General features: G+C 63.1%; 25 protein-coding genes. 19 read left to right on the top strand and 6 right to left on the bottom strand.

Annotation, left to right across the window (positions count from 1 at the left end):
* Positions 1-437 precede the first annotated feature (437 nt).
* The 5 genes from AC0NIH_RS20260 (at position 438) to AC0NIH_RS20240 (ending at position 7,109) form a co-directional block, all read left to right on the top strand.
* Positions 438-1,622, top strand: coding sequence for an ROK family transcriptional regulator (locus AC0NIH_RS20260; RefSeq protein WP_224687886.1), 1,185 nt, complete (start codon positions 438-440; stop codon positions 1,620-1,622).
* Between the two features lie 110 nt (positions 1,623-1,732).
* Entirely contained in the window at positions 1,733-3,043 is a 1,311-nt protein-coding gene (locus AC0NIH_RS20255; RefSeq protein ID WP_287277094.1) for an ABC transporter substrate-binding protein, read from the top strand.
* Positions 3,044-3,120: 77 nt separating this feature from the next.
* Positions 3,121-4,041, top strand: a complete 921-nt coding sequence (locus AC0NIH_RS20250; RefSeq protein ID WP_473467504.1) for a carbohydrate ABC transporter permease — start codon at positions 3,121-3,123, stop codon at positions 4,039-4,041.
* On the top strand, positions 4,038-4,943 hold the full coding sequence (locus AC0NIH_RS20245; protein ID WP_224687883.1) for a carbohydrate ABC transporter permease: 906 nt from the start codon (positions 4,038-4,040) through the stop codon (positions 4,941-4,943). The genes AC0NIH_RS20250 and AC0NIH_RS20245 overlap by 4 nt, the downstream gene beginning before the upstream one ends.
* A gap of 24 nt (positions 4,944-4,967) precedes the next feature.
* On the top strand, positions 4,968-7,109 hold the full coding sequence (locus AC0NIH_RS20240; RefSeq protein ID WP_473467501.1) for a beta-galactosidase: 2,142 nt from the start codon (positions 4,968-4,970) through the stop codon (positions 7,107-7,109).
* On the opposite strand, the gene AC0NIH_RS20235 is transcribed toward AC0NIH_RS20240, so the two are convergent.
* Positions 7,106-7,831 (bottom strand): hypothetical protein, encoded by a 726-nt coding sequence (locus AC0NIH_RS20235; protein WP_473467499.1) that lies wholly within the window; start codon positions 7,829-7,831, stop codon positions 7,106-7,108. The genes AC0NIH_RS20240 and AC0NIH_RS20235 overlap by 4 nt on opposite strands.
* 434 nt (positions 7,832-8,265) lie before the next feature.
* On the opposite strand from AC0NIH_RS20235, the gene pqqB reads away from it, so the two are divergent.
* From pqqB to pqqE, 4 genes are read left to right on the top strand one after another with little or no spacing between them, the layout of a single operon-like run.
* Entirely contained in the window at positions 8,266-9,204 is a 939-nt protein-coding gene (pqqB, locus tag AC0NIH_RS20230; protein ID WP_473467497.1) for a pyrroloquinoline quinone biosynthesis protein PqqB, read from the top strand.
* On the top strand, positions 9,201-9,959 hold the full coding sequence (pqqC, locus tag AC0NIH_RS20225; RefSeq protein ID WP_224687880.1) for a pyrroloquinoline-quinone synthase PqqC: 759 nt from the start codon (positions 9,201-9,203) through the stop codon (positions 9,957-9,959). The genes pqqB and pqqC overlap by 4 nt, the downstream gene beginning before the upstream one ends.
* Complete coding sequence (gene pqqD, locus AC0NIH_RS20220) at positions 9,956-10,252, top strand: pyrroloquinoline quinone biosynthesis peptide chaperone PqqD (protein ID WP_224687879.1); 297 nt, start codon at positions 9,956-9,958, stop codon at positions 10,250-10,252. Before pqqC ends, pqqD begins: the two co-directional genes overlap by 4 nt.
* Positions 10,249-11,367 (top strand): pyrroloquinoline quinone biosynthesis protein PqqE, encoded by a 1,119-nt coding sequence (gene pqqE, locus AC0NIH_RS20215; RefSeq protein WP_224687878.1) that lies wholly within the window; start codon positions 10,249-10,251, stop codon positions 11,365-11,367. Before pqqD ends, pqqE begins: the two co-directional genes overlap by 4 nt.
* 143 nt (positions 11,368-11,510) lie before the next feature.
* Here the strand turns inward: pqqE and AC0NIH_RS20210 are convergent, their stop codons facing one another.
* Positions 11,511-11,795, bottom strand: a complete 285-nt coding sequence (locus AC0NIH_RS20210) for a hypothetical protein (RefSeq protein WP_474025030.1) — start codon at positions 11,793-11,795, stop codon at positions 11,511-11,513.
* 304 nt (positions 11,796-12,099) lie between these two features.
* On the opposite strand from AC0NIH_RS20210, the gene AC0NIH_RS20205 reads away from it, so the two are divergent.
* The 10 genes from AC0NIH_RS20205 (at position 12,100) to AC0NIH_RS20160 (ending at position 21,273) form a co-directional block, all read left to right on the top strand.
* Positions 12,100-12,822, top strand: coding sequence for a heme-binding protein (locus tag AC0NIH_RS20205; protein ID WP_032928282.1), 723 nt, complete (start codon positions 12,100-12,102; stop codon positions 12,820-12,822).
* 203 nt (positions 12,823-13,025) lie between these two features.
* The gene (locus AC0NIH_RS20200; RefSeq protein ID WP_474025029.1) at positions 13,026-14,696 is read left to right on the top strand and encodes a methanol/ethanol family PQQ-dependent dehydrogenase; all 1,671 of its coding nucleotides are present in this window, start codon (positions 13,026-13,028) and stop codon (positions 14,694-14,696) included.
* Between the two features lie 46 nt (positions 14,697-14,742).
* Positions 14,743-15,546: a substrate-binding domain-containing protein gene (locus tag AC0NIH_RS20195; protein WP_023767860.1), complete on the top strand. Its 804-nt coding sequence runs from the start codon at positions 14,743-14,745 to the stop codon at positions 15,544-15,546.
* Positions 15,543-16,076, top strand: coding sequence for a c-type cytochrome (locus AC0NIH_RS20190; RefSeq protein ID WP_287277079.1), 534 nt, complete (start codon positions 15,543-15,545; stop codon positions 16,074-16,076). The genes AC0NIH_RS20195 and AC0NIH_RS20190 overlap by 4 nt, the downstream gene beginning before the upstream one ends.
* Positions 16,073-17,086, top strand: coding sequence for a cytochrome c oxidase subunit II (coxB, locus tag AC0NIH_RS20185; protein ID WP_473467493.1), 1,014 nt, complete (start codon positions 16,073-16,075; stop codon positions 17,084-17,086). Before AC0NIH_RS20190 ends, coxB begins: the two co-directional genes overlap by 4 nt.
* Positions 17,083-19,056: a cytochrome c oxidase subunit I gene (gene ctaD, locus AC0NIH_RS20180; RefSeq protein WP_473467491.1), complete on the top strand. Its 1,974-nt coding sequence runs from the start codon at positions 17,083-17,085 to the stop codon at positions 19,054-19,056. Before coxB ends, ctaD begins: the two co-directional genes overlap by 4 nt.
* Entirely contained in the window at positions 19,053-19,658 is a 606-nt protein-coding gene (locus tag AC0NIH_RS20175) for a cytochrome c oxidase subunit 3 (protein WP_023767856.1), read from the top strand. Before ctaD ends, AC0NIH_RS20175 begins: the two co-directional genes overlap by 4 nt.
* Position 19,659: 1 nt before the next feature.
* On the top strand, positions 19,660-20,001 hold the full coding sequence (locus AC0NIH_RS20170; RefSeq protein WP_473467489.1) for a hypothetical protein: 342 nt from the start codon (positions 19,660-19,662) through the stop codon (positions 19,999-20,001).
* Complete coding sequence (locus AC0NIH_RS20165) at positions 19,998-20,876, top strand: cytochrome c oxidase assembly protein (RefSeq protein ID WP_473467487.1); 879 nt, start codon at positions 19,998-20,000, stop codon at positions 20,874-20,876. The genes AC0NIH_RS20170 and AC0NIH_RS20165 overlap by 4 nt, the downstream gene beginning before the upstream one ends.
* The gene (locus tag AC0NIH_RS20160) at positions 20,857-21,273 is read left to right on the top strand and encodes a c-type cytochrome (RefSeq protein ID WP_473467485.1); all 417 of its coding nucleotides are present in this window, start codon (positions 20,857-20,859) and stop codon (positions 21,271-21,273) included. Before AC0NIH_RS20165 ends, AC0NIH_RS20160 begins: the two co-directional genes overlap by 20 nt.
* Here the strand turns inward: AC0NIH_RS20160 and AC0NIH_RS20155 are convergent, their stop codons facing one another.
* The 4 genes from AC0NIH_RS20155 to AC0NIH_RS20140 are packed head-to-tail and all read right to left on the bottom strand — an operon-like array spanning position 21,274 to position 24,921.
* Positions 21,274-22,077 carry an ABC transporter permease gene (locus AC0NIH_RS20155; RefSeq protein ID WP_473467482.1) on the bottom strand — a complete coding sequence of 268 codons (804 nt, stop codon included), beginning with the start codon at positions 22,075-22,077 and terminating at the stop codon, positions 21,274-21,276.
* Positions 22,074-22,799: an ABC transporter ATP-binding protein gene (locus AC0NIH_RS20150; RefSeq protein ID WP_473467481.1), complete on the bottom strand. Its 726-nt coding sequence runs from the start codon at positions 22,797-22,799 to the stop codon at positions 22,074-22,076. Before AC0NIH_RS20150 ends, AC0NIH_RS20155 begins: the two co-directional genes overlap by 4 nt.
* Positions 22,796-23,758 carry a PQQ-dependent catabolism-associated beta-propeller protein gene (locus tag AC0NIH_RS20145; RefSeq protein ID WP_473467480.1) on the bottom strand — a complete coding sequence of 321 codons (963 nt, stop codon included), beginning with the start codon at positions 23,756-23,758 and terminating at the stop codon, positions 22,796-22,798. Before AC0NIH_RS20145 ends, AC0NIH_RS20150 begins: the two co-directional genes overlap by 4 nt.
* On the bottom strand, positions 23,746-24,921 hold the full coding sequence (locus AC0NIH_RS20140; protein ID WP_473467478.1) for an ABC transporter substrate-binding protein: 1,176 nt from the start codon (positions 24,919-24,921) through the stop codon (positions 23,746-23,748). Before AC0NIH_RS20140 ends, AC0NIH_RS20145 begins: the two co-directional genes overlap by 13 nt.
* Positions 24,922-25,463 lie beyond the last annotated feature (542 nt).

Genomic DNA, 25,463 nt, shown 5'->3' with positions numbered 1-25,463 from the left:
GGCGAGCAATGAAACTTCGCTTGGAGATCGAGAAGCTTCTATTTGACGATAGCCCTACGAGCGCGGCCGCATTGGGGCCGTTAACGGCCTGGCAGCTTTCAAGATGACTGGCAAGAAAGCCGACCGTTAGGTCGAGCGTAGTGCGCGCCGCTTGGCGCCAAAAACGGTCCTTGTTGGTTCCGCGCCAAAGGCGGACGAGCTCGTAACCGATTGAAGCAACCGGACTCAGTTATTTGCACGAGTAAGCGCAGTGACTCCGGAGGGCTCGGGCGCGCACGGATCTGATCGCCGAAGTCATCGAACGGGCTACCGCGGTAGCTTTCACTGCGGAGCGACAACTGACGTTCGGCGTCATCAGAAAAAGGCGGACTCTGGGACGGTTCTGGTCTATGCCGACGCTCGTTGCCGGTCCGCCGGCCTTTGCAACTGGTCCATGAATGAAGCGCCAGCCCACGACGTCGAGCCTGTTACGCCGACTCAATCGTTCGGCGGTGGTGGATTTGATCCGCACCGAAGGAGTGGCATCACCTTCGAGCCTCGCCGAGCGACTGAACATCAGCATCCCGACGGTGATGCGGGTGATCGAGGATTTGATTGCCGAGGATTTGGTGGCGTATGACGGGTTTGACGAGGCCAATGTCCGTGGCCGTCCCCGGGCACGCATCAAGTTCCGCGGCGCGGCGCATGCGATCATCGGCATCGAGGCCGGCAAGGGCGAGTTCTATGGCGCCGTGGCCAATCTCCAGGGCGTCGTGCAGACCGAAATGCACGAGACCGCCGACGATGATGGCGAGCGCAATTTGGAGAAGCTGGTCGGCCTGATCCGCCGACTGATGGCGGCCCCCCGCCCGCGCGGCCAGACCATTCGCGGCATCGGCATTGGCCTGCCCTCTATCGTTAGGCAGCCGCAGGGCGAAGTGGTGCTGACGCTCGGGCTCGGCTGGCGCGACATGCCGTTGCGGGCGCGGCTCAGCGAATATTTTCAGATGCCAATCGTCGTCGAGAACGGGCGCAACCTCGCCGCCGTGGGCGAATGGGGATTCGGGGCCGGGCGTGGCGCCGACAGCGTCGTGAGCCTCTCGATCGGGCCCGGCGCCGGCGCGGGCGTCGTGATCGACGGCAAGCTCTATGGCGGGCACTCGCATGCGGCGGGCGAGCTCGGCTGGTATCTCGATGACCCCCTCCTCACCGGGCGGCCGTTCGAACATCTGGGCGACAAGCAATCGCTGCGCTTTTTCGGCATTCCCGAGGAGGCGACCAAGATGCTCGAAGAGGCCAACACGCAATATGCGGCGGGGAAGCTCACCCTGGCTGCCGTCACCGACCGGCAGGCGGGCAAAATCGCGCCAGTCGTGACCGAACTGCTCGACTATGCGACGATGGCGGTGGGCAGCGTTGCTGCCTTTATGAACCCCGAAATCATCGTACTGGCGGGCCGGGTCGTCGGCGGCGGTGATCTGGTGCTCGATGTGCTGCGGCACCGCCTCAAGGGCAATGTGTATGACCCGCCGCGCCTCGTGATCGGCGCGCTGGGGCACCGCGACGTCGTGCTTGGAGCGGTGCGCCTGGTGCTCGATGCGACGACCCTCAACCCTGCCGACAGCCTCGTGATGGCCGACTGAAGATCAATCGATCGCAATTGACAGCGACTGTATGTCGGCATTAAGTTTCTAACTGAAAGAAAAACGTGGCTTGCATCGTGCGGGAGCGTATCTTTCGTGGGAGGAATTCAATGACGAAGATTTTCAATCCGCTGGGGCGGACGATGCAGCGTCGTGACTTCTTGAAAGTTGCGGGTGCGAGCTTTGCGGTAGCAGCCCTGCCGACGGCAGTTCGCGCTGCCGATCCCGTCAAGGTGGTGCTGTGGTCGTGGGTGCCGGATCTCCAGCTTCAGGTCGACATGTTCAACGCCGCGCATCCGGGCATCCAGGTCGAACTCGTGAATGCCGGCCAGGGGAACCCAGAATATCAGGCGGTCCGTGCCGGCCTGAAGGCGGGCAGCGGCCTGCCCGACGTCGTCCAGATCGAATACCAGCTCCTCGAGACCTTCCGCCAGGTCGACGCCTTCGCCGACATCGGCCCGTACGCCAATGCCCATAAGAGCGAGTTCCCCGAAGGCTTGTGGACGCAGGTCGCCAAGGGCGATGTGGTCAACGGCATGCCGCAGGATTACGGTCCGATGGCGATGCTCTATCACAAGGACATCTTCGACAAGCATGGGATCACGCCGCCCACCACCTGGGCCGAGTTTGCCGATGCGGGCAAGAAGATCCATGCGGCCGATCCGAATGTGTTCATCACCGACGCGCCGTTCGGAGCCAATGCCGACTGGGTCTTGGGTCTTTTGTGGCCGATGGGCTGGAAGCCGGTCAGCCGCGATGGCGACAAGCTCGCGATCAACATCAACGACAAGATTGCTAAGGACTTCGCCGCCTATTGGCAGGACCTTATTGCCGCGGGTGTCATCGAGACCAAGCCGGGCTTCAACAATGAGTGGTACACCGGCCTCGACTCGGGCCGCTATGCCACCTGGCTCGCTGCCGGCTGGGGTCCTCTGTTCCTGACCTCGGTCGCCAAGACCAGCGTGGGCAAGTGGCGCGCCGCCGATCTGCCGCAGTGGGACGCGAGCAAGTTCGCGACTGGCGCTTGGGGTGGCTCAGCGCTGGCCGTGATGAAAACGACCCAGCATCTGCCCGAGGCCGCCGAAGTCGCGATCTGGCTGAACATTAATCCCGAAGCCACAAAGCTCTACACCACCAAGCAAAACTTCTTTCCTTGTACCCGCGCGCTGCTGTCGGATCCGGAATGGGCGAACGCGAAGCCGGATTTCTTCGGCGGCCAAGCGGTGAACAAAGTGTTCGCCAAATCGGCGAATGCCGTGGCGCCGTTTGAGTGGAGCCCGTTCCAGGACTTCCTCTACCAGTCGATGTCCGATGAATTCGGCGCCTCGATCGGCGGCAAGGGCACGCTGTCGGATGCGTTCGACCGCATCCAGGACGCCGTGGTCACCTACGCGAAGGAACAAGGCTTCACCGTCGGCTAACTCCTCCCGGGCAACCGCCGGGCGCGCTTGACCGGCGCGCCCGGCCTCTTCATCTTGCCGGACGGGGGACCATGGCAATGTCGAATTCGCCAGCCGCAGCGATGCGCCCAACGCGATCGGGCGGTTTTACGTTACGAAAGCTCACGCCCTATCTGTTCCTGGCGCCCTTCGTGCTGCTGTTTATCGCCTTCATCGTCGCGCCGCTGGTCTATGCGTTCTATATGAGCCTCTACCGCGACACGCTGGTGGGCGGACGGCAATTCGCGGGTGCAGCCAGCTACATCAAGGTCACAGGCGACGCCAAATTCTGGGGCGGCGTGTGGAACCTCGTTCTGTTCGGCATCGTGCAGGTGCCGATCATGCTGGGCCTGGCACTGTTGTTCGCCATTGTGCTCGATCGTGGCCAGGTCTATGGCAAGGGCGTCTTCCGGCTCGGCTTCTTTCTCCCCTACGTTGTGCCGAGCGTGATCGCGACGATCATCTGGGGTTATCTCTACGGCCCCAACTTCGGCCCGTTCACGCAGATGGCCAAGGCGTTCAACCTGCCACCGCCGGACTTCCTATCGCCGGGCGTGATGATCTTCTCATTGGCCAATATGGTGACGTGGGAATATGTCGGCTACAATATGGTGATCTACTACGCCGCGCTGAAGGCGATCCCGTCCGACCTCGCGGAGGCCGCGCGGATCGATGGCGCCTCGCCCTGGCAATTTGCGCGGCTGATCCAGTTGCCGCTGCTGTGGCCGGCGATCCTGCTCACCATCATCTTTTCGATCAACGGCACACTGCAGCTGTTCAATGAGCCGTATTTGATGCGCTCGCTCGCCAGTAACACCATCAATTCGAGCTACACGCCGAACCTTTATGCCTATTCGCTGGCGACTCAGAACCAGCAGTATGGCTATGCGGCCGCCGTCTCGTTCGTGCTTGGCATCGTGATCGCCGGTGCCTCCTACATCTTCACCCTGATCGTCAACCGCCGTCGGCCAGAGCAATGATGACTGCGACCACCGACATTGCCACTTTCGAAGCTGCCAGACGCCGGCCCGGCGAACGGCGGCGCTCTCGGATCATCCTCACGCTGCTGCTGTCACTGTTCCTCGTCTATAGCTTCGTGCCGCTGGTCTATCTGGTCCTATCGGCAACGAAGACGAACGGCGACCTGTTCACCACGTTCGGCTTCGGCTTCGGCACCGAGTTCAACCTCTGGCAGAATCTGAGTGATCTGTTCAGCCGCGACAATGGCATCTTCTCGCGCTGGATGTTCAACAGCGTGCTCTATTCGAGCGTCGCCGGGCTCGGTGCCGCGATCTTTTCTACTGCGGCAGGCTATGCGTTCGCCAAGTTCAAGTTCCGCGGGCGAAATCTGACCTTTGGGCTCGTGCTGGGCGCGGTGTTTGTCCCGCAGACGGCCCTCGTCGTGCCGATCTTCCTGCTGCTGGCACTGTCGGGTCTCAGCGACAATCCGCTGGGTGTGATCCTGCCCTCGATGATCTCGCCGATCGGCGTCTATCTGATGCGCGTCTATATCGAGCAGGGCGTCGACGACGAACTGCTCGACGCAGCGCGTCTCGATGGCGCCAGCGAGTTCGTGATCTTCCGTGCCATCGTGCTGCGGCTGGTGGCGCCGGGCATGGTGACCGTGGCGCTGCTCTCGTTCGTCGGGACCTGGAACAATTACTTCCTGCCGCTGATCGTGCTGCGCTCGCCGGAGTATCAGCCGATCACGGTGGGCCTTGCGAGCTGGTATCAGCTCGCGCAGCAGGGCGGTGGCGGCGGACAGGTGCTGTTCTCGATCATCATCACCGGCGCGCTGGTCAGCATCATCCCGGTCATCGTGGTGTTCCTGCTGCTGCAGCGGTTCTGGCAGGGCGGCCTCACCGCCGGCGCCGTCAAATAGACTATCGCCTGGAGTTTTCCGATTATGACGACTACCTCGAAATCCGCGCCTCTCTCTGTCTGGCGGCCGATCGCGACCGACACTTTCCTCGTCGGTACCCCGCATTACCCGGAGCATGTCGATGAGAGCTATTGGCAGCGCGACGCCGACCGCATGGCAGCCGCGGGCTTCAACGCGGTGCGACTTGCCGAATTCGCTTGGCATATTATCGAGCCGCATGAGGGGACGTTCGACTTCGATTTGTTCGACCACGCCATAGATCTGCTGGGCAAGGCTGGCATCAAGACCATTATGTGCACGCCGACGGCGACGCCACCGCGCTGGCTGACGGCGCGTTATCCCGAAGTGTTGCGCGTCGATGCCAATGGCCGCGCCATGAGCCATGGCTCGCGCCAGCACGCCAATCTTGCGAGCGGAGTGTTCCGCGAGCATTCGAAGCGCATCACTAAAGCGATGGCCGAGCATTATCGCGGCAATTCGCACATCATCGGCTGGCAGACGGACAATGAGCTCAATACCTCTGGATCGCTGTCCTACGGGGCGGTGACCCTGGCCGAGTTCCAGGCCTTCCTCAAGGACAAGTACAAGACCATCGCCGCGCTCAACGTTGCGTGGGGCGGGCATTTCTGGGCCACCGCCTACGACGATTTCGATCAAGTGGTGCTGCCGCTCGACTACGCCCCTGCGCCGGTCGGGCCGACCCATGTGGTCGACTATCACCGCTTCCTCGCCTTCGTCACGGCGCGGTTCCAGCACGATCAGGTGCTGATCCTGCGCGCCACCAATCTAGACTGGTTCGTCTTCCACAATCTGGGGCGGATCGATGACATCGACTTCCGCGGCGAGTTCTCGACCGATCTCGATTTTCTCGGCTTCGACATCTACCCGCATCTCGATGACGAGATGCAGCGGGTCGGCAGCGTCGGCGAGGCGCAGGCGCTGCGTCTCGACATCTGCCGCGGCTTCACCGGCAACTTCATCGTGCCAGAGCAGCAATCGGGCTTCGGTGCGCAGCCGAACTTCTCGACGCTGACGCCCGAACCCGGCGAGATGCGCCGCATGGCCTATACGTCAGTGGCGCGCGGCGCCGATGGCGTGATGTTCTTCCGCTGGCGGCCGGCGCATTTCGGCGCCGAGATCTATTGGATGGGCATCATCGATCACGACGACATCCCGCGGCGGCGCTATGACGAGGCCAAGCAGTTTGCGGGAGAGGTCACGGCGCTCAAGGACAAGATCCTCGGCACGCATGTGCGCATGGATTTGGGCATCGCCGGATCAGATTTCGACAATCAGGAGATGCACCGCTCCTGCCCCATCGGCATGCCGAGCCCGCAGGACGATGCGACGCTGCTGCATCGCTATTGCTACCGCCACAACATCGCCTGCGGCTTCATCCATCCCGAGGATGATCTCAGCAAGCTCAAGGCGCTCTACGTGCCGCATTGGCTGAAATGGACCGATGCATGGACGGCGCGGGTCGAGGCCTTCGCTAAGGCGGGCGGAACGGTAATCCTGGGCGGCCGCACCGGATCACGCGACGTTAACAACCACGTCATCCGCGACACCTCGCCGGGCAAGACGCTCTCGGCGCTGGCCGGGATCACGGTCGAGGAGTTCGGGTTGCTGACGCCGATCGGGGGCGAGGGCCTGTTCGAGCATGGCGGCCGCTTCGGCGCCAACACGGTGCGCAAGAAGCTGCCGGCGACGTCGGCGAGCCGCCAATACGAGCTCAAGATCGGGAATGCGCAGGTGACGGCGGCGCATCTTTATGAGCTGCTTAACGTCGCGCCCGGCACGGAGGTTATCGGCAGCTGGGCCAGCCGCTTCGCCGAGGGCCACGCCGCAATGACTTCGCGCAAAGTCGGCAAGGGCAATGTGATCTACCTCGGCACGTACCTCAGCGATGCTCTGGTCGAGGTGCTGGCCGATCAGGTGCTGTCGCACGCCGGTATCGTGCCGCTCATCGCCGACATGCCGGCCGGCGTCGAAGCGACAATCCGCGAGAGCAAGGACCGCCGCCTGCTGTTCATCCTCAACACGCTGGGCGAGCCGGCAAGCATCGGCAATGTCCCCGCTGGCAAGGATTTGCTCGGCGATGGCAAAGTACGCGGCGGTAAGCGGTCGCTCCCGGCCTATGGCTGCAGCATCATCGAACTCGACTAGGGATGTTGTCGAAGTCCTTCAAGCTCCAACGCCAAGGCCTTCAGGCTGCGTGTCAGCGTCTCCCTGTCCATGCCTGCATTCAATCCTTCGAATGCTATCACGGCGAGCGCCGTGGTCCGACGCTGCGCCTCACGCGTTCTCAGTGCTCCAAGCCATATGCGCAAAGGGCACCAAGGTGTACGACTTGCCCGGCAGGGATTCGCATCTGGAAGAAGAATCCCGAGTCTTCGCGCCATAGATACATCGCCCGCTCCAGGTGTACGTTTTAGGTGTACGTTTCTGGACAAGACGCGGCAATTGTGAAACAAAATCAAATATTTAGCAATAGTTGGCCCGGAGGACGTATCCGGATGATTGGCTTTATTGGGTTTTTCGCGGGCCAAGATCAGAAGTCTTCCCGTATTGTTCCGTGTCGTCTGGCCACCGATTGGCGACTGGATGAAGAATTCGTCTGGAAGCAAGCCTGAACCCGCAACCAGCGTGGTCCGGCCAGCATAGACGCCGCGGTCGCGGCCAAAAATGAATGCCATAGGCGATTGGTCGGCGAATTCCGCTTCGCCTTCAGCCGCTATGTCTCCGGCGCCGACGGGGTTTGGCGTCCGCCAGGTGCCCGAGGCTTCGATAGCAGCAAGGGCGCTGGCGCGCCTTCGGCGTGTGCGGCGCGGCCAAATTCGCCACCATCCGCGTCCTTTGACCATATCCCGGAATTGCGCGCTCTTCATCGCTTTTCATCCGACAGCCTCGTCAGATGGACGGCAACAACACCCAAGATGGGCGTAAGGCAAAGCTGATTGCCTTGTCCGCCCCTCCTCCGAGATCGACCTTTCCCGGTTCGTGCAAGGAACAAAGCCGGCCTGTGGCTGGTTATACCAAGGCGCGAGCAGAAGCCGCTCAACAGGAGAGAGCAATGAAAAAGAACTGGAAGAAGCCGACCATGTGCCAGGTTGCAGCGGGCTTCGAAATTTCGCGGTATCTGCCGGCTGAAATCCCGCCCAGGAAATAAGCAGCAAACGTTCAGGTTCCTCTCAACAGGTGCATGCGCCTCCGTGCCGTGTGAGGACTTCGCGACAGGCTATCGCGCGGAAAACGCGGACAGGAAACCGTTTGTCGCGGAGAACTGGCTGCCGGTCAAATGGACTGCGGAGCAGGCATCGCCATGCGCGTGAAGATTATCGGGTCTGCGGCGGGGGGCGGCTTTCCGCAGTGGAACTGCAACTATCACCTGAGCCGTGTGGCTCGCGCCGCGATGGCCGGCGTGCGGTCGCGAACCCAATCAAGCCTTGCCGCATCAGTGAATGGGGTTGACTGGGTTCTCTTCAACGCCTCCCCGGACATTCGCCAGCAGATTGCACAAACGGCCGAACTGCAACCCGCAGCCGACGCACCGCTGCGCTCCACTCCAATCCGGGCGGTGGTGCTGACCAATGCCGATGTCGACCATATCGCCGGCCTACTCAGCCTGCGCGAGCGACAGCCTTTCGCTGTCTATGCGACCGGAGAGGTGCTGGCGACGCTGGAGGCGAATTCGATTTTCAACGTTCTCGATCCGGCGATCGTGCCGCGGCGTCTCCTGGCGGCCGAAGAGCAAGTTGTGCTCTGCGACGCCCACGGCCATGAGACCGCCATGGTCCTCGAGAGCTTTCCCGTGCCCGGGAAGATCGCGCTCTATCTCGAGGACAGAGCCCATCCAGACGCCGATTACAGCTCAGACGCCTGCGACACGATCGGAGTCCGGATCACCTGGGCCGGCAGTCGCGGCGCCATCGTCTACATCCCGGGCTGCGCGCGCGTCGATGCCGCCTTGCGCGAGCACCTGGCCGATGCCGCCTGCCTACTGTTCGACGGCACCGTCTACACAGACGACGAGATGATCACTGCCGGCGTCGGCCAGAAAACCGGTACGCGGATGGGGCACATAGCAATGTCTGGGGAAGCAGGTTCGATCGCCGGTCTCGCCGATGTGAAGATCGGCCGCCGGGTCTTCGTCCATATCAACAACACCAATCCTGTCCTCGATGAGAATTCCGCCGAACACGCGGCAGTCACGGCGGCTGGCTGGGAAGTCGCCTACGACGGGATGGAGATGGAGTTTTGAGCCATTTCCGCAACGCGACCAGAGGTGGCCTGTCCAAGAGCGAACTCGAGGCCGTGCTGCGGCAGGTCGGTGCCGAGCGCTATCACATCCATCATCCGTTCCATCACAGGATGACCAGTGGCGCCCTGTCGAAGTGGGAAATGCAGGCCTGGGCGCTGAACCGATACTGTTATCAGGCCGTCATTCCGCGCAAGGACGCCATGATCCTGGCTCATGCCGAGGACCCGGCGTTTCGCGCCGCCTGGCGCAAGCGGATCGAGGACCACGACGGCGAGGACGGCTGGAGCGGCGGCATCGCGCGTTGGCTGTATCTAGCCACCTCGCTCGGGCTCGATACAGAAACCGTTAGGAGCGAAAGGCTGGCGCTGCCGGCGACCCGCTTCGCCGTCGGCGCCTATCTTTCTTTCTGCACGAACCGCACGCTGCTCGAGGCGGTCGCCTCCTCGCTGACGGAGATGTTCTCGCCGACCATCATTGACGAGCGGGTGTCGGCGATGCTGGCCAGATACGATTACATCACCGAGGACACGGTGGCCTATTTCAGCCGGCGGCCAGAACAGGCATCGCGCGATGCCGACTTCGCCCTCGCCTACGTCCTCGATCATGCCGACACGGCGGAGCGCCAGCAGCAGGCGATCGATGCGCTGGTTTTCAAATGCGACATACTCTGGGCCATGCTCGATGCGCTTCAACATGCCTATGGCGAACCGGGAAACCTACCGCCAGGCGCCTTCCGCCCGGGGGCGGCCAGATGATGGCGCAGCGCGAAAGAGCCGTGGTGTCGCTGCGATCGGCGCCGTCGCTGCCGAGGCACGTGCGCATACAATACGATTCCGTGCGGCAGGCCTTCGCCGTGCTTTCGCCGGAGAAGGTGTTCTGGCCGAACGAGATCAGCCTTGACATATTGCGTCGCTGCAATGGTCAGTCGACGGTCGGCCACATCATCGCCGATCTTGCCGCCGAATATGACGCCGAGGAGGAGGCCGTGGCGGCCGACGTCATCGCCTTCCTGCAGGAATGGACGGACAAGTTGCTGGTGAAGTTATGAGCGAGTCCCTCCTGCCTCCGATCGGAATGCTTGCGGAATTGACACATCGCTGCCCGCTGCAGTGCCCTTATTGCTCCAATCCGCTTGAACTGCTGAAGGCAAACCGCGAGCTTGATACGCAGACTTGGCTCGATCTCTTCTCGCAGACCGCCGATCTCGGCGTCCTCCAGGTGCACCTTTCCGGGGGCGAGCCGACGCTTCGACGCGACCTCGAGCAACTGATCGCCGGACTTTCGGCGCGCGGCGTGTACACCAACCTCATAACTGCCGGCGTCGGCCTTGCCGAGGGCCGCATCGAGGCTTTTGCCGAAGCCGGGCTCGACCACCTACAACTGAGCTTTCAGGGTGCCCGGCCGGCGACCACCGACCTTATCGGCAACCACCGGGGTAGCCATGAAAAAAAGCTGGAGGCGGCACGCCGCGCCCGCGCGGCCGGCCTGCCGCTCACAATCAACGCGCCGATCCATCGTCACAACATCGAGGAAGTGCCGGAATTCATCGATATGGCTCTTTCATTGGGCGCCGAGCGGCTCGAGATCGCCAACGTCCAGTATGCCGGCTGGGCGCTGGCCAATCGCAATGTGCTGATGCCCGAACGTGCCGCGGTCGACCGACAGGCGAAGATCGTCGCGGCGGCGCAGGAGCGGCTTGCCGGCGTCATCAACATCGATTTCGTCCCGCCGGATTATTTCGCCATCTATCCCAAGCCATGCATGGGCGGCTGGGCGCGCGACGCCTTCATAGTGGCTCCTGACGGCACCGTGCTGCCGTGCCATGCCGCGCAGACGATTCCTTCGCTACGCTTCGAGCGCTTCGGAGAGCGCACGCTTGCCGAAATCTGGGCCGATTCAGCGGCCTTCAATGCCTTCCGCGGCAGCGGGTGGATGCAGGAGCCGTGTCGAAGCTGCGAGCGCCGCGACGTCGACTGGGGCGGCTGTAGGTGTCAGGCGATGGCGATTGCCGGTGACGCCGCAGCTGCGGATCCGGCCTGCATCAAGTCGCCGATTCACGAGCGACTGGCCATGCTTATCGCCGGAACAGGCCGCGCAGCGGAAACTGCTGCCGCGGAGGAAGCCTTCATCTATCGGCGAATAGGCGTGGCCGACGTCGCCTGAACCATTTTACGCTGAATCGCGAGCCGAGCCAAAGCTGGAGCCGAACTGCCGGATCATGCCCGTGCCAATAAACACTGCGTCAGTTCGCCTGCCGAAAGCGGACGGTTAACCCCGATCCGCCAGACTGCAGGTTGCTCGCGCGATCAGAGGCAATGGCAGGTCCTTACAAGAAAGAACACGCCGACCCCGTACGGCACGACCAGCAACCCCAGAGCAATCCAGTAGCCGGGCTGGAGCATGGCCGCGAAATCTGAACAAAGCTGTTCCATCGAGAACCGAACGACGCGGTCGTGTGGTTGTTCCAAGCGGGTCCAGACAAACGCTTTGTCAATTGTGCCGGCAAATGGAACACGTTTTGGGCTTCGGTTTGAGGCAACATCGACTGCAACGAAGACGTTGGGCGGCCCCTTTAAGGCCAGAGCGGCCAACAGCAGCCCAAACTCTGCTGACGGCCGCGGTTTGAACTGTGCGTAGCTACGGTCGTCGCGACATGTGCGTCCGGTCAGCGAAACGGCCCGACCCAGCGACCGTTTTCTGATTCAGCTCCGCCCAATCCGTTTCAGGATTTACTCGCCGCAGCCGGCGGAATGGTCGGTTACAAACTTTTTCGCATCGAGGAACAAAGGAACCGACTACCAGTTGGGATGATGTTCAACAACATGCATCGAGGCCATGGCACATCGTCGGTTCTCGCCACTAACTCTTGGTTTCCTGGCTTTGGCGTTCGGCTCGATGCCGCAAGGTGCTGCTTGGGCGCAGGCGCCTTGCCCTTCCGATCACGACAGGCTGCTCTCGGCGTTGAAGGCCAACGTAAAGGCGAGCGGCGGCCCGGCAAATGGCGGCTTCGAGACCAACGAATGGGCGGCGATCGTCGCCCGCGACGGTATAGTCTGCGCCATTGCCTTCAGCGGGCCCGCGGTCGATGCGCAGTGGCCCGGCAGCAGGTTGATCGCGGCTGAGAAGGCCAACACAGCCAATGGCCTCAGCTTGGCTAACATGGCCCTGTCCACCTCCAACCTTTATGCCGGGGTGCAGCCAGGGGGTCCGCTGTTCGGCTTACAGTTCACCAATCCCCCCAATCAAGCCGCGGCCTTTGCCGGCGACGCCAAGAGGTTCGGCAGCGCCAACGACCCGCTGATCGGCAAGTCGATCGGAGGCGTGGTGGTGTTTGGCGGCGGCCTAGCCCTTTACGACGGCAAGGGAATTGTGGGCGGCCTCGGCGTCAGCGGCGATTCTTCCTGCGCCGACCACAATGTCGCCTGGCGCGTCCGCGCGGCCCTCGGCCTCGACAAGGTTCCGGCCGGTGTCAATCCCAATCGCAAGGACGCCATTATCTACGATCTCAACCCCGGCGGGAAAAGCGCTTCCGGCTGGGGTCATCCGCTGTGTGCCGGGCACGAGGCCGACATAGCGGATGAACTGGGCGCCGGCGTCGGTGGTTCGACGCCAAAATGACGCAAGCAGCGCAATCGTCAAGACCCTGCGCTCACGCGGCACCTATCAAGCGCTCGGCGGCACCCCGGAAATATTCTGAGGGAATTCTTGCGGTGCTGCTGCTGGCCTGCGCTCCCTTGGTGACAGCCGCCTCGGACGCTCCGCCGTCGCCAACTATCTCGCCGCCCGCCGCGGCCGCACCGCCCGACGATGGGCAATGGACTATGCCCGCCAAGAATTATGCCTCGACCCGCTACAGCGAACTCGCCGAAATCAACGAAGGCAACGCCAAGAACCTTCAGGTGGCCTTCACTTTTTCGACCGGGGTGAACAAAGGCCAGGAAGCGGCGCCGCTTGTCGTCGGCAGCACCATGTATATCGTGACGCCGTTTCCCAACATCGTCTACGCGCTCGACCTCTCGAAGCCCGGCGCGCCGATGAAATGGAAGTACGAGCCCAATCCCGAGCCCGCCGCGCAAGGGGTTGCCTGTTGCGATGTCGTCAATCGCGGCGCGGCTTTCGCCGACGGGCGCATCTTCTTCAATACGCTCGACGGCCATACCATCGCGCTCGATGTCAATGGTGGCCAGCCAATCTGGAACGCCCATATCGGCAACATCAATATCGGCGAGACCATCACCATGGCGCCACTGGTGGTGAAAGGCAAAGTTCTGGTCGGCAATTCCGGCGGCGAGATGGGCGTTCGCGGCTGGGTCAAGGCGCTCGACGCCGACGACGGTCATGTCGTCTGGACGGCTTACAATACCGGCCCCGACAAGGATGTGCTGATCGGGCCGGACTTCAAACCGCATTACGACATGGACAAAGGCAAGGATCTTGGCGTCACGACATGGCCGCCAGAAGCATGGAAGATCGGCGGCGGCAACATGTGGGGCTGGATCTCCTACGACCCCGATCTCAACCTGATCTTCCACGGCACCGGCAATCCCGGGCCTTGGAATCCGGATCTGCGGCCCGGCGACAACAAATGGACATCCGGCATTTTTGCCCGAGATCCCGATACCGGAGCGGCGAAATGGTTCTATCAGTGGAGCCCGCACGACCTGCACGACTATGACGGCATCAACGAACAGGTCCTGCTCGACATGAGCTGGCAGGGCAAGCCGCGCAAGGTGCTGGTCCGGCCGGAGCGCAATGGCTATCTCTACGTCCTCGACCGGACCACCGGTGAGGTCTTGTCTGCAAAACCCTATGGCCCTGTCAATTCCAGCAAGGGCGTCGATCTCAAAACCGGGAAGTTGGCGGAAAACCCGGATAAGAAGACCGGCACTGGTAAGGTCGTCCGCGACATCTGCCCAACTGCCTCGGGCCTCAAGGATTGGCAGCCCTCCGCCTTCTCGCCGAAAACCGGCCTGCTCTACATCCCGCACAACAATCTGTGCATGGACGAAGAAGGCGTAGAGGTGAACTACATCGCCGGCACGCCCTACGTCGGAATGAACGTGCGCATGATCCCAGGCCCAGGCGGCAATCGCGGCGCCTTCACCGCTTGGGACATCGCCGCCGAGAAACCAGCCTGGAGCCTCAAGGAGAACTTCCCGGTATGGAGCGGCGCGGTGGTGACCGCCGGCGACGTGGTCTTCTATGGAACGATGGAAGGTTGGTTCAAGGCGGTGAGCGCGAAGACTGGCGACCTGCTTTGGCAGTTCAAGACCTCTTCGGGCATCATCGGTCAACCCATCACCTATCGTGGCCCGGACGGCCACCAATATGTCGCCATATTGTCCGGCGTCGGCGGTTGGGCCGGCGCGATCGTATCGGGCGATCTCGACCCGCGCGATGCCACCGCCGCGCTCGGCTTTGTCAATGCGATGAAGGACCTGAAGAACGCGACCACGGCGGGAGGCACGCTTTATGTGTTCCGTCTGCCCTGATGTATTCGGCTTGATCCACAGCGTGGCACGGAATGTATTCCCGCGGATGGCGCGTGGCATCACCGCACTCGTCTTGCTGGTCTTACCAGCGACAGCCGGCACCCGCGAGCTCAGGGTCTGCGCCGACCCGAACAACCTGCCCTTTTCCAACGCGGCCGGTCAGGGCTTCGAGAACAGGATCGCGGAAATCATCGCCGGCGATCTCGGCGCCAAGCTGACCTACACCTGGTGGGCGCAGCGCCGCGGCTTTATCCGCAACACGCTGAAGGCAGGTCGCTGCGATCTCGTGCCCGGCACGCCGGCCAATCTGGAGATGCTGCGCACCACCGCGCCCTACTATCGTTCGTCTTATGTTTTTGTGACCCGCCAGAGCGGCCCGGATGTGACCTCCTTCAATGATCCGCGGCTGCGCGACCTGCGGATCGGTGTTCAGCTCATCGGCGACGACGGCGCCAACTCGCCGCCTGTCCAGGCGCTCGGCCGCCGCGGCATCGTCGGGCATCTCGTCGGCTACCCTGTCTATGGCGATTACTCCGCTCCCAATCCTCCGGCGCGCATCGTCGAGGCGGTGGCGAGCGGCGAAATCGACCTCGCGGTGGTCTGGGGTCCGCTCGCGGGCTATTTCGCCCAGAAGCAGAGGGTACCCCTCCGGATCACCCCTGTCACGCCTCGCATCGACGGACCGCAACTGCCGCTGATGTATGACATCTCGATGGGTGTTCGGCGCGAGGATGATGCGCTGCGCGGCGATGTGAACAGCGCGCTTGCCAGACACAAGGCCGAGATCGATGCGGTTCTGGCGCAATACGGCGTACCGCGTCTGGACATGCCCGGGAGTCCGGTGCGATGAGGCTGGCTCTGGCGATGGTGCTGCCCTTGACGATGGCCCTGGCCGCCTGCCAGCGTGAGGAGCGCGACACGCGGCCGCAATCGGCGCTCGGCTCAGGCGAGCAGCCGGCGCCTGTGACCACGCTGGAGCCGGGCGGCCAGCGACCCTCACCTTCCGACAATAAGGCGGCGAGCTTCGAGGCCAACGCCTTCCACATGAGCGAGGGCAAACGCCTGTTCAGCTGGTTCAACTGCTCCGGCTGCCATGCCAATGGCGGCGGCGGCATGGGACCGGCCCTGATGGACGAGAAGTGGATCTATGGCAGCTCGATGGAAAGCATTCATGCCACCATCCGCGACGGCCGGCCGAACGGCATGCCGAGCTTCCGCGACAAGATCCCCGACGACCAGATATGGGAGCTTGCTGCCTTCGTTCGGTCGCTGGGCGGCAATGCACCCTCGTCCGCTGCGCCATCGCGCAATGACGACATGATGGTGCATCCCTCGGAAAACCGAATGCCGGACGCCGCCACGCTGGGGAAGTCGCCGTGAAGCGCCTCGTCTCGATGGCGTTCGCCACCGCCAGCGCTCTATTGCTCCAGGGATGCGCAGGCTGGCAATCGGCTCTCGACCCGAAAGGTCCAGCGGCGAGCGAGCTGGCATGGCTGATCTGGTTTTTCACCGGCCTCTGCGCGGTAGTGTGGGTGCTGGTGATGATCTCGGTTGCCGCGCCGTTGATGATGCGGTCGCGCGCGCAGGCGGAACCGCTTGCGATCGACGTCGGCGCGGACGGCCGGAAGCTTCGCGTGGTTCTGATCGCCGTCGCGCTGACCGCGGTGATACTGGTCGGGCTGACCTTGCTGAGCTTCTTCGCCAACAGGACGCTCGCCGCGATCGGCTTGGATGCAGCGCTGACCATTCGGGTCACGGGGCATCAATGGTGGTGGGAGGTGCGCTATGAGGATGCCACGCCGGGCCGCATCCTGACGACCGCGAACGAGATCCATATCCCTGCCGGCGAGCCGGTGAGGCTTCTTCTGACCTCGACCGATGTCATCCATTCCTTCTGGATCCCGAGCCTTTCCGGCAAGCTCGACCTCATTCCGGGCCACATGAACGTGCTCGACATCAAGGCCGACAAGCCCGGCGTCTATCGAGGCCAATGCGCCGAGTTCTGTGGCGCGCAGCACGCCAACATGGGCACCTTCATCATCGCCGAAACGCGTGAAAAGTTCGACGCGTGGTGGAACGACCAGTTGCAGCCGGCCGCGGCGCCGACCGATGCCGAGGCGAAAGCCGGCCAAGATCTGTTTCTGAGGCGCCCCTGCGTGATGTGCCACAGAATAGGCGGCACGCCGGCGGGAGGAACGGTCGCTCCCGATCTGACCCATATAGCCAGCCGGCAAACCCTGGCCGCCGGAACATTGACGATGAGCCGCGGCAATCTCGCCGCCTGGATAGCCGACCCACAAGGTGTCAAGCCCGGATCCCATATGCCGGTGGTCGATCTTAGCGGCGACGAGCTCAACGCCATCGTGGCTTATCTCGAGGGTCTGAAATGAGCAGCGCCGATATCACAGGCGAGCGCGAAATCCCGGAACCGGACACAGCGTCCAAGGGCGACATTGTTCCCGAACGCGACGGACCTCGCGACACCGGCATGGACGAAGCCAGCCTGCATCGCTGGCTGGCGCGGACATGGCGCACGCCTCCCGGCATCGTCGGGGCGCTGTCGAGCGTCGATCACAAGGTCATCGCACGGCGCTATCTGATCACCGCCTTCGTATTTCTGTGCCTGGGCGGGCTCAATGCCGTCGCCATGCGCATCCAGCTCTCAGGTCCACGGCGCGGCCTGATCGGGCCGGACCTCTACAACCAGCTGTTCACAATGCACGGCGTTACGATGATGTTTCTGTTCGCTGTGCCAATCGTGCAGGCGACCGGCATCTATCTCGTGCCGCTGATGGTCGGCACCCGCAACATCGCGTTCCCTCGCCTGATCGCCTTCAGCTACTGGATCTACGTTTCGGGTGGCGCTTTCGCCTGGGTGTCTTTCGCGCTCAACATGGCGCCCGATGTCGGCTGGTTTGCTTACGTGCCGCTGTCCGGTCCCGAATTCGCACCGGGCAAGCGCGCTGACGTGTGGGCGCAGATGATCACCTATACCGAAGTGTCGTCACTGGCCGTCGCGGTGGCGACCATCGTCACAGTGTTCAAGCAGCGAGCCCCCGGCATGTCGCTGGACAAGATCCCGCTCTTTGTCTGGGCGATGCTAGTCACTTCCTTCGTCGTCGTCTTCGCGATGCCGGCGGTGATGATCACCTCCACGTTCCTGATCCTGGACCGTCTGGTCGGCACGCACATCTTCAACCCGGCGGAAGGTGGGGATGCTCTGCTGTTCCAACATCTCTTCTGGTTCTTTGGCCATCCGGAAGTCTACATCATCTTCCTGCCGGCCACTGGCATGGTCTCTTCAATTATCCCCGCCTTCGCTAGGCGGCCGACCTTCGGACACCTCGGGCTTGTCCTGTCGCTGATCGCGGTCGGCTTCCTGTCGTTCGGCCTTTGGGTTCATCACATGTTCGCCACCGGCTTGCCCAAGCTTGGCGCCAGCTTCTTCACCGCATCCAGCATGATGATCGCCATTCCGAACGGCGTGCAGATCTTCTGCTGGCTCGCGACACTGTGGGATGGCCGGCCGGTGATCCGGACGCCATTGCTGTTCGTCTTCGGTTTCTTCTTCATCTTCGTGATCGGGGGCCTAAGCGGCGTGATGCTCGCCTCGGTGCCCTTGGATCTTCAGGTCCACGATACTTATTTCGTCGTCGCGCATTTCCACTACGTGCTGATTGGCGGCTCGGTGTTTCCGCTGCTTGGCGCGGCTTATTTCTGGTTCCCGAAGATCAGCGGCCGCATGATGAGCGAACGCCTCGGCCGCTGGCATTTCTGGCTGGCGTTTATCGGCTTTAATGCCACCTTTTTCCCGATGCATCTCGTCGGGCTGTGGGGCATGCCGCGAAGGGTTTACACCTATCCGGCCGAACTTGGTTGGGGAAACATCAACCTTTTCATCTCGGCCGGGGCGGTGCTCTTCTTCCTGAGCTTCGTCCTGTTCACTTTCAACCTTGCGCATGGCGCGCTGAAGGGCGCACCGGCCGGAAACAATCCCTGGGATGCCGGCACGTTGGAATGGGCGACGTCTTCGCCGCCGCCAAGCTATAATTTCGCGCGCATTCCGATTGTCACGCATGTCGAGCCGCTCTGGGCCGAGCGCGAAGCGCTGCCCGTGGCGACCGGGTTGCGGGTCGATGCACGCGAGCTTCTCATTTCGACTGTTGCCGAAGCCCATCCAGACATTCGCGAGAAATCGGCGACGCCGTCGATCTGGCCGCTGCTTGCGGCGCTCTCCGTCGGCGGTACATTTGTCTATTCGATATTTACGCCATGGGCAGTTGTCTGGGGCGCCGCACCGATCGCCATCACTTTGGTCGGATGGTTTTGGCCCAAGGGCGATCCGGAGGACGAGGAATGAACCAGCGCCCCGCCGCCGATATTTCCGGCCTGCCGACCTTTGGACATGGTCCGCGCAGCCCGACGTGGTGGGGCACGCTAGGCTTCATGGCACTCGAAGGCACCGGCTTCGCGCTGGCGGCAGGCGCTTATCTCTATCTCGCGACCCTGTGGCCCAACTGGCGTCTAAGCGCTCCGCAGCCCAACCATTGGCCGGGGACGATCGTGACGCTGCTCCTCATCCTCAGCCTGGTGCCGAACCACATCCTCAAACGTTACGCGAAGCAATGCGCGATCGGGCCGGTGCGGATCGGCATGGTGGTGATGTCGCTGCTCGGTCTGGCTCCGCTTGTCGTGCGCTGGTTCGAGTTTCCGGCGCTGAACATCTATTGGGACACCAATGCTTATGGATCGATGCTCTGGGTCCTCCTCGGGCTGCACACCACGCATCTCATAACCGATGTCGGCGACACCATCGTGCTGGCTGTGCTGATGTTCACGCGCCATGGCTATAGCGGCCGTCGCTTCGGCGATGTCGGCGACAATGTCTTCTACTGGGACTTCGTGGTCCTGACCTGGATTCCGATCTACCTGCTCATCTATTGGCTGCCGAGGCTAGGCTGAAATGCGTGCATTGCGTGTGGGAACGTCCTGGGGTGGCCTTCTGTCGGGCCCGCTGGCATGGGCACTCTCGACGCAACTGAATTATGCGCTGGTCCCCTGGCAGTGCAACCGGCAGGTCCCGGTAGTGCTTCCCTTGGCGCTACTGCTCGTCTTGTTTTCTCTGCTCGGCGGGGCGCTGTCCTGGCGGGCGAAGCGCCGAGGCGGTGCCGCTTTCAAGCCGGAGCGTACGGGCGGCACCGAACGGTTTGTCGCCAATCTCGGCATGCTATCGGCGCTGCTGTTTGCACTTGTCATCGTCACGCAAGGCAGCGCCGCGCTCATCCTGGACGAGTGCCTGCGATGAACCTCGACGCGCTGTTCTCAACATCGATCTGCTATGGTGCCGGCGCGCCAGAAGCCGGATGGACGCTGGCACTGCCGATTACGCTGCCGCTTGCCGCCCTCGGTCTCGTCTATGTCGTGGGCGCGAGCCGGCTTTGGCGGCGCAGCCGCCGCGGCAGGACTTTGCGGCTGCGCCAGGCGCTGCTGTTCACGGCCGGATGGGGCGTGTTAACAGCCGCATTGGTCAGCCCCATTCACGCGCTCGGCGAGCAGGTGTTTGCGGCGCATATGATCGAGCATGAACTGCTGATGGCCCTGGCGGCGCCGCTGTTGGTCGCGGCCTGCCCGGCCGCGGCCTTGATGTGGGGCCTCCCCACCCGCTTCCGCCACATTCTGGGAATTGCCGGGCACGCCGGATGGTTGCAGGCGGTCTGGGCTTTCGCAACCCGGCCGCTCAGCGCGACCATTATTCACGGCGTCGCTATATGGATCTGGCACATTCCGACGGTGTTCGAGGCAGCGCTGGAGCGCGGCGTGCTGCACTATGCCCAGCACGCGAGCTTCCTTGGAACCGGCCTGCTGTTCTGGCGGGCGATCTTGCCGCGCTCCGGCCGTCAGCACAACTATGGCGGCGCGGTGATGCATCTCTTCGTCACCTCGCTGCACACTGGCCTGCTCGGCGTTCTCCTGTTGTTTTCGCCACGGCTCTGGTACCCGGAGAACGCCGTGGGGGCGGCGCTGTGGAATTTGAGCCCCCTCGAAGACCAGCAGCTTGCCGGGCTGGTGATGTGGGTGCCGGCCGGATTGATCTATGGCGGGGCGGCATTGCTGCTGGCCGGGCTGTGGATCAGGGCGAGCGGAAGGAGGGAGGCGGCGCATGCGCTCTGGCCTGTCTAAATTGCTTGCCACCGCCAGTGCCTTGCTGGTGCTGCTCACCGCGGCTGTTGCCGGGCTGACCTTGTGGTCCGATCGGGCCGCGCGCATCCGGCATGAGGCGGAGGCGGCTACAGGCGGTAACGTTGCGCGCGCTTTGCCGATCATGACCACGAACGGCTGCTCTGGCTGCCATACGATTACGGGGGTGCCGGGCGCGCAGGGGCAAGTCGGTCCTCGCCTCGATTCCAGCCTCGCCGACCGTGTCATAATCGGCGGCGTCCTGACCAACAATCCAGAGAACCTGGTCCGCTGGATACGATCGGCCAGGGACATCAATCCGCACACAGCCATGCCATCGACCAGGATTACGGAGCAGCAGGCGCGCGATATCGCGGCCTACCTCTATGCTCTGAAGTGACTAACCTCCGGGGCGCCGTGACCAAAGGCCGCGACCGGGGTCATAACCGAGCCCGGCTGCCAGGAAGAATGCGAGCAGGCAGAAGAGAACGACGAGGGCTGAAACGGCATCGAAGCGCAGATATAGCGCAAAGCGGATCAACTCGACCGCGGAGCTGAACGGGTTCCAGGCGGCGATGGTTGCCAAGACCGGCCCCGCCTCGGCCAGACGCCATAGCGGATAGAGCGCTGTCGAGGCGAAGAACATTGGGAAGATCACGAAATTCATCACGCCGGCGAAGTTCTCCATCTGGGTCGAGATGGACGATACGAGCAATCCGAAGGCACCAAGCATCAGGCCGGACAGCAAAAGCGCTGGAAATACCGCCACGTAGCCGAGAGCAGGCGGCCGAACGTCCCAATAGCGCGCAATAACCAAGAACAGATAAACCAGCGGCAGGCCGACGACGACGCTGGCCAGCAGCCGCGCGGCAAGCAGGTACCAGCGCGGCAACGGCGCCGTCAGCAACAGGCGCATACTGCCCATCTCGCGGTCGTAGACCATGGCCAGCGAGCTCGCCATGGCGTGGAAGAGCAGCATCATGGCCGCCAGGCCGGGCACGACATAGACATCGTAAAGAACGTAGGTCTGGTAGGGCGGCGTGATCGAGAGGCCCAGCACGGATCGGAAGCCGGCGGCGAAGATCGCCAGCCAGACCAGCGGCCGTACGATTGCCGAGAACAGCCGACCGCGCTGCCTGAGCGTGCGCAGCGTTTCTCGCAGGACGATGCCCGTGAGTGCCCGCAACGCGTGATCCAACTTCATGGCGAGCCCGTCAGCGAGGCGAACGCCTCGGCCGTATTGGCCACTCCGACAGCGGCAGCGAGGCGGTCGGCGCGGCCGCCCCAACGCACCCTTCCCTCGTGCAGAACCACGACGCGGTCGGCCGAGCTCACTTCTTCGAGGAAGTGCGTGGCCCAAAGCACGGCAATGCCACGGTCCCAGCAGAGGTCGCGCACATGCCGCTCGAGGGCGCGCCGGCCCGGCACATCAAGACCGGTGGTCGGCTCGTCGAGCAACAGAAGACGCGGCCGGTGCATCAACGCCCGTGCGATCTCGACACGCCGCCGCTGGCCGCCAGACAGAGCGCGAGCAGGATCGTCAATCCTGTCAGCCACTTCGAGCCGGCTGAGCTCCTCGACGGAACGCTCTTTGCTCAACGCCTTGGGAAGGCCATGCAGGGCAGCATGGTAGCGCAGGTTCTCGCCGGCTGTCAGGTCGAGGTCAAGCGTCGGCTGTTGGAAGACAACGCCCATTTCGGCAAGCGCAGTTGACGGGTTCGCGTTCATCGCGTGGCCGAAGACCAGGACCGACCCGGCGCCGGCGTGGTAGAGGCCGGTGATCAGCGAGAACAGTGTCGTCTTGCCGGCGCCATTGCGTCCAAGCAGAATGCACATTCCGCCCTCCGGCACCGAAAACGAAACGTCATCCAGAACCCGCCGGCTTCCGAAACTGTGGCTAAGATGGTCGACCGACAGGGCGTTCATGGGCCGATCACCACGCCCCAGGGACCGCGGCCCACCGGCAGCGATTTCACCACTTCCTCGTTCTCGAGATCGATGAAGGAGATGTCGCCTGAATTGCCGTTTGCGCTGATCAGACGCTTCTGATCGGCGGAGAGCGCAACGTGCCATGGCCGTTGGCCAACCAGATAGAGCCGACGGACCGTCAGCGTCTTGACGTCCACTTCGGCCACCCTGTTGGCGGGTCCAAGCGCCACGTAGGCGGTCGCGCCCCCGCGGGAGATCTCCATGCCGACCGCCTGCACGCCTTCGCGTCGAATACCCGGCACGGCGAACTCGATCTTGCCAGTTTGCGCTCGAGTTGCCGTGTCAAAAACGGTGACGGTGCCCCGAATCTCCGACGAGACCCACAATTGCTTGCCGTCTGGCGTGAACAAGGCCGCGCGCGGTCTGGTGTCGACCAGCAGATTGTCGACGAGTTCGAGGGTGGCTGCATCGATCAGATGGACCATGCTGGTGGTCTCCGACGTACAGGCGACATAGCGGCCATCAGCGCTGGCCGCCATCCCTTCCGGTTCCACGCCGACATCCACCGTGCCGATGACCTTGGCCGCGGCGATGTCCACCACCGACACCAGATTGTCGTTCTCGTTGGCCACGAACAGCCTCTTGCCGTCCGGATGGACCACAAAGAATTCCGGATCGGCTCCCGAGGGCAACTGCCCGACCACCCGACGTTTCGCGACGTCGACCACGTCGATGCGGTTGTCGTCACCTTCCGCGACGAACAGCAACTTGTTGTCGATCGAGAGCGCCAGTCCGCGCGGACGTCGGCCAACGTCGATCGTCGCCAGCAACGTCATCGTCGCGCCATCGACAACCGCGACGGCATTGTCCTGCTCATTGGACACATAGACGGTCTCGGCGGCGGCGGGAGCGGCAAGAGCGAGCGCCGCCAAAAGCAGCGCGATCAGAACTTGCATGTGCTCTCCTCCAGGTCGATGCCCAACGTGTCCAGCGGCGTGCGCTGGTGCAGGAAGCCCGGTTGGGGCGAGCTGGAAACCAGCAGGCGCGGCCCTGCGATGAAGATGGGCTGGCGCATCTGTCCGTCCCAGGCACGGAAACTGAGCCCCTGCCCCTTGAAGCCGGAGAGAAGAAACGCGTCGTCGCGTATGTATTGCGCGATCGCCGCGGGATCGAGACTGTGCAGGCGCGTCGCTACCTCGCCAATGCTGCGCATCGCGAGCCAGGCGGCATAGTCGCTGGGCAGCATCCAGCGCCCGGCCTGCCTGTGGAAACGATCCTGCAGTTGGGTTGCGCCCCACTCCTCGCTGACCGGGCTCCAGCCGGTGGCGACCAGCCCTTGGGTGCCGGCGACGATCCTCGGCAGAGCAGTGCGCTCCTCCAGATAGGCGCCGAACTCATCCGCCTCGTCGGCGACCACGAGAACATCATAGTCGCTGACCTGCGTGACCGCGGGTATTTCGGTCTGCAGCGTGACATGCCCGGTATCGGCACGACCGTTGGCGGGCCTGAATGTCCACGGCTGATCGGTCGTAATCTCGGCTCCGAAGCGAGCCGCCGCCCGTCGAAAGGCGGCCGCCATCGCCTGGTCCCCGGGATGCGGCCCGACCAGCAGAAACCAGTGCTGCCAGCGTTTCCAGATCAGGTATTGCGCCAACGCATCGGCGAGCATGGCGCGGCTTGGTATCGTATGCAGCACGTTCCTGCGGCAATCGTCCTGGCGGAGCCGGTCATCCGGGGCGCGGCTGTTGAATAGCGTCATCCGCTCGGCGCCTGGGGCGGCGCTCGCCTGCAGCAACCGGTCGGCGTCGACATCGGCGACGACGAAGCTGATGTTCGCGGCGGCGAACTCCTTGACGGCCTCGGCCGGAGCCTCGCCCGGCTTCAGGATCTTTTCCTGCAATCGGAATTGCTGGCCGAGAAACCGGCCGGTGCTGGCGTCGTCGGCAATGCCGAGCCGAGCGCCCTGCAGGCCTTCATCGGCAACGGCCTCATCCAGCGGCCCGAGCGGCAGAGGCGATTTGCGCTGTTCACCGAGATAACCGATCACCATCGTCGGCGGCTCGGCAAGTGTCGGAGCGGCTAGGGCAAGGAGCATGAGAAAAGCCAGCGCGATCTTCATTCGCGTTGGCCTTCCCGTCCGCACGGTTGGTCCGGAATAGTCGTCAGGCCCCGAGCGGTCGCGGGCTGCCCATCTCCCGGCACGACAAGGTGGTGGCTCGCCGTTGACGCCATGGCCGCGAGAGGCCCGTCAAACGACTGCTCCTGGAGATTCGAAAGCAACACGAGCGCTCCGGTAACGCGGAGCAATACTAACCCCCTGGGCAAAGGAATGTTCCTGGATTCGAACGGCGCTCGTGCCGAGCCACGGCTTCGTGATAGCCGACCACTGGCTGAGCATCCCGCCCGCGGCACCGCGGCAGGCTCCGGGTTTAAGTCGATCCTCCGCCTGGCGCTGTCGCTATCGGCTCCACGCGCGTCAGAAAGGTCTCGGCGCCTTGCAGAAGGTTGTCCTTCAGCCACTCGGCCATGGCTTGCTCCTTTGCGCAGGTACTGTTCACACACACGTGCAATCTCGCCCTCGCCCGCGGCATTGGAGCCGATGATGAGGATCGTATAGGACGCGATTCCATAGGTTCGAACGTGAAGCTCGCCAGAGACCTT

The organism is Mesorhizobium sp. WSM1386 (genome assembly GCF_055901595.1).
The sequence above is the reverse complement of the archived record's forward strand: the minus strand, read 5'-3'. Positions and strand labels throughout refer to the sequence as shown.

What these genes read in the sequence shown, in the direction of transcription:
- AC0NIH_RS20260 (WP_224687886.1), top strand. Translation starts at nt 438, where the DNA reads ATGAAGCGCCAGCCCACGACGTCGAGCCTGTTACGCCGACTCAATCGT.
- AC0NIH_RS20255 (WP_287277094.1), top strand. Translation starts at nt 1,733, where the DNA reads ATGACGAAGATTTTCAATCCGCTGGGGCGGACGATGCAGCGTCGTGAC.
- AC0NIH_RS20250 (WP_473467504.1), top strand. Translation starts at nt 3,121, where the DNA reads ATGTCGAATTCGCCAGCCGCAGCGATGCGCCCAACGCGATCGGGCGGT.
- AC0NIH_RS20245 (WP_224687883.1), top strand. Translation starts at nt 4,038, where the DNA reads ATGATGACTGCGACCACCGACATTGCCACTTTCGAAGCTGCCAGACGC.
- AC0NIH_RS20240 (WP_473467501.1), top strand. Translation starts at nt 4,968, where the DNA reads ATGACGACTACCTCGAAATCCGCGCCTCTCTCTGTCTGGCGGCCGATC.
- AC0NIH_RS20235 (WP_473467499.1), bottom strand. Translation starts at nt 7,831, where the DNA reads ATGAAGAGCGCGCAATTCCGGGATATGGTCAAAGGACGCGGATGGTGG.
- pqqB (WP_473467497.1), top strand. Translation starts at nt 8,266, where the DNA reads ATGCGCGTGAAGATTATCGGGTCTGCGGCGGGGGGCGGCTTTCCGCAG.
- pqqD (WP_224687879.1), top strand. Translation starts at nt 9,956, where the DNA reads ATGATGGCGCAGCGCGAAAGAGCCGTGGTGTCGCTGCGATCGGCGCCG.
- pqqE (WP_224687878.1), top strand. Translation starts at nt 10,249, where the DNA reads ATGAGCGAGTCCCTCCTGCCTCCGATCGGAATGCTTGCGGAATTGACA.
- AC0NIH_RS20205 (WP_032928282.1), top strand. Translation starts at nt 12,100, where the DNA reads ATGCCGCAAGGTGCTGCTTGGGCGCAGGCGCCTTGCCCTTCCGATCAC.
- AC0NIH_RS20200 (WP_474025029.1), top strand. Translation starts at nt 13,026, where the DNA reads ATGCCCGCCAAGAATTATGCCTCGACCCGCTACAGCGAACTCGCCGAA.
- AC0NIH_RS20195 (WP_023767860.1), top strand. Translation starts at nt 14,743, where the DNA reads ATGGCGCGTGGCATCACCGCACTCGTCTTGCTGGTCTTACCAGCGACA.
- AC0NIH_RS20190 (WP_287277079.1), top strand. Translation starts at nt 15,543, where the DNA reads ATGAGGCTGGCTCTGGCGATGGTGCTGCCCTTGACGATGGCCCTGGCC.
- ctaD (WP_473467491.1), top strand. Translation starts at nt 17,083, where the DNA reads ATGAGCAGCGCCGATATCACAGGCGAGCGCGAAATCCCGGAACCGGAC.
- AC0NIH_RS20175 (WP_023767856.1), top strand. Translation starts at nt 19,053, where the DNA reads ATGAACCAGCGCCCCGCCGCCGATATTTCCGGCCTGCCGACCTTTGGA.
- AC0NIH_RS20170 (WP_473467489.1), top strand. Translation starts at nt 19,660, where the DNA reads ATGCGTGCATTGCGTGTGGGAACGTCCTGGGGTGGCCTTCTGTCGGGC.
- AC0NIH_RS20165 (WP_473467487.1), top strand. Translation starts at nt 19,998, where the DNA reads ATGAACCTCGACGCGCTGTTCTCAACATCGATCTGCTATGGTGCCGGC.
- AC0NIH_RS20160 (WP_473467485.1), top strand. Translation starts at nt 20,857, where the DNA reads ATGCGCTCTGGCCTGTCTAAATTGCTTGCCACCGCCAGTGCCTTGCTG.
- AC0NIH_RS20155 (WP_473467482.1), bottom strand. Translation starts at nt 22,077, where the DNA reads ATGAAGTTGGATCACGCGTTGCGGGCACTCACGGGCATCGTCCTGCGA.
- AC0NIH_RS20150 (WP_473467481.1), bottom strand. Translation starts at nt 22,799, where the DNA reads ATGAACGCCCTGTCGGTCGACCATCTTAGCCACAGTTTCGGAAGCCGG.
- AC0NIH_RS20145 (WP_473467480.1), bottom strand. Translation starts at nt 23,758, where the DNA reads ATGCAAGTTCTGATCGCGCTGCTTTTGGCGGCGCTCGCTCTTGCCGCT.
- AC0NIH_RS20140 (WP_473467478.1), bottom strand. Translation starts at nt 24,921, where the DNA reads ATGAAGATCGCGCTGGCTTTTCTCATGCTCCTTGCCCTAGCCGCTCCG.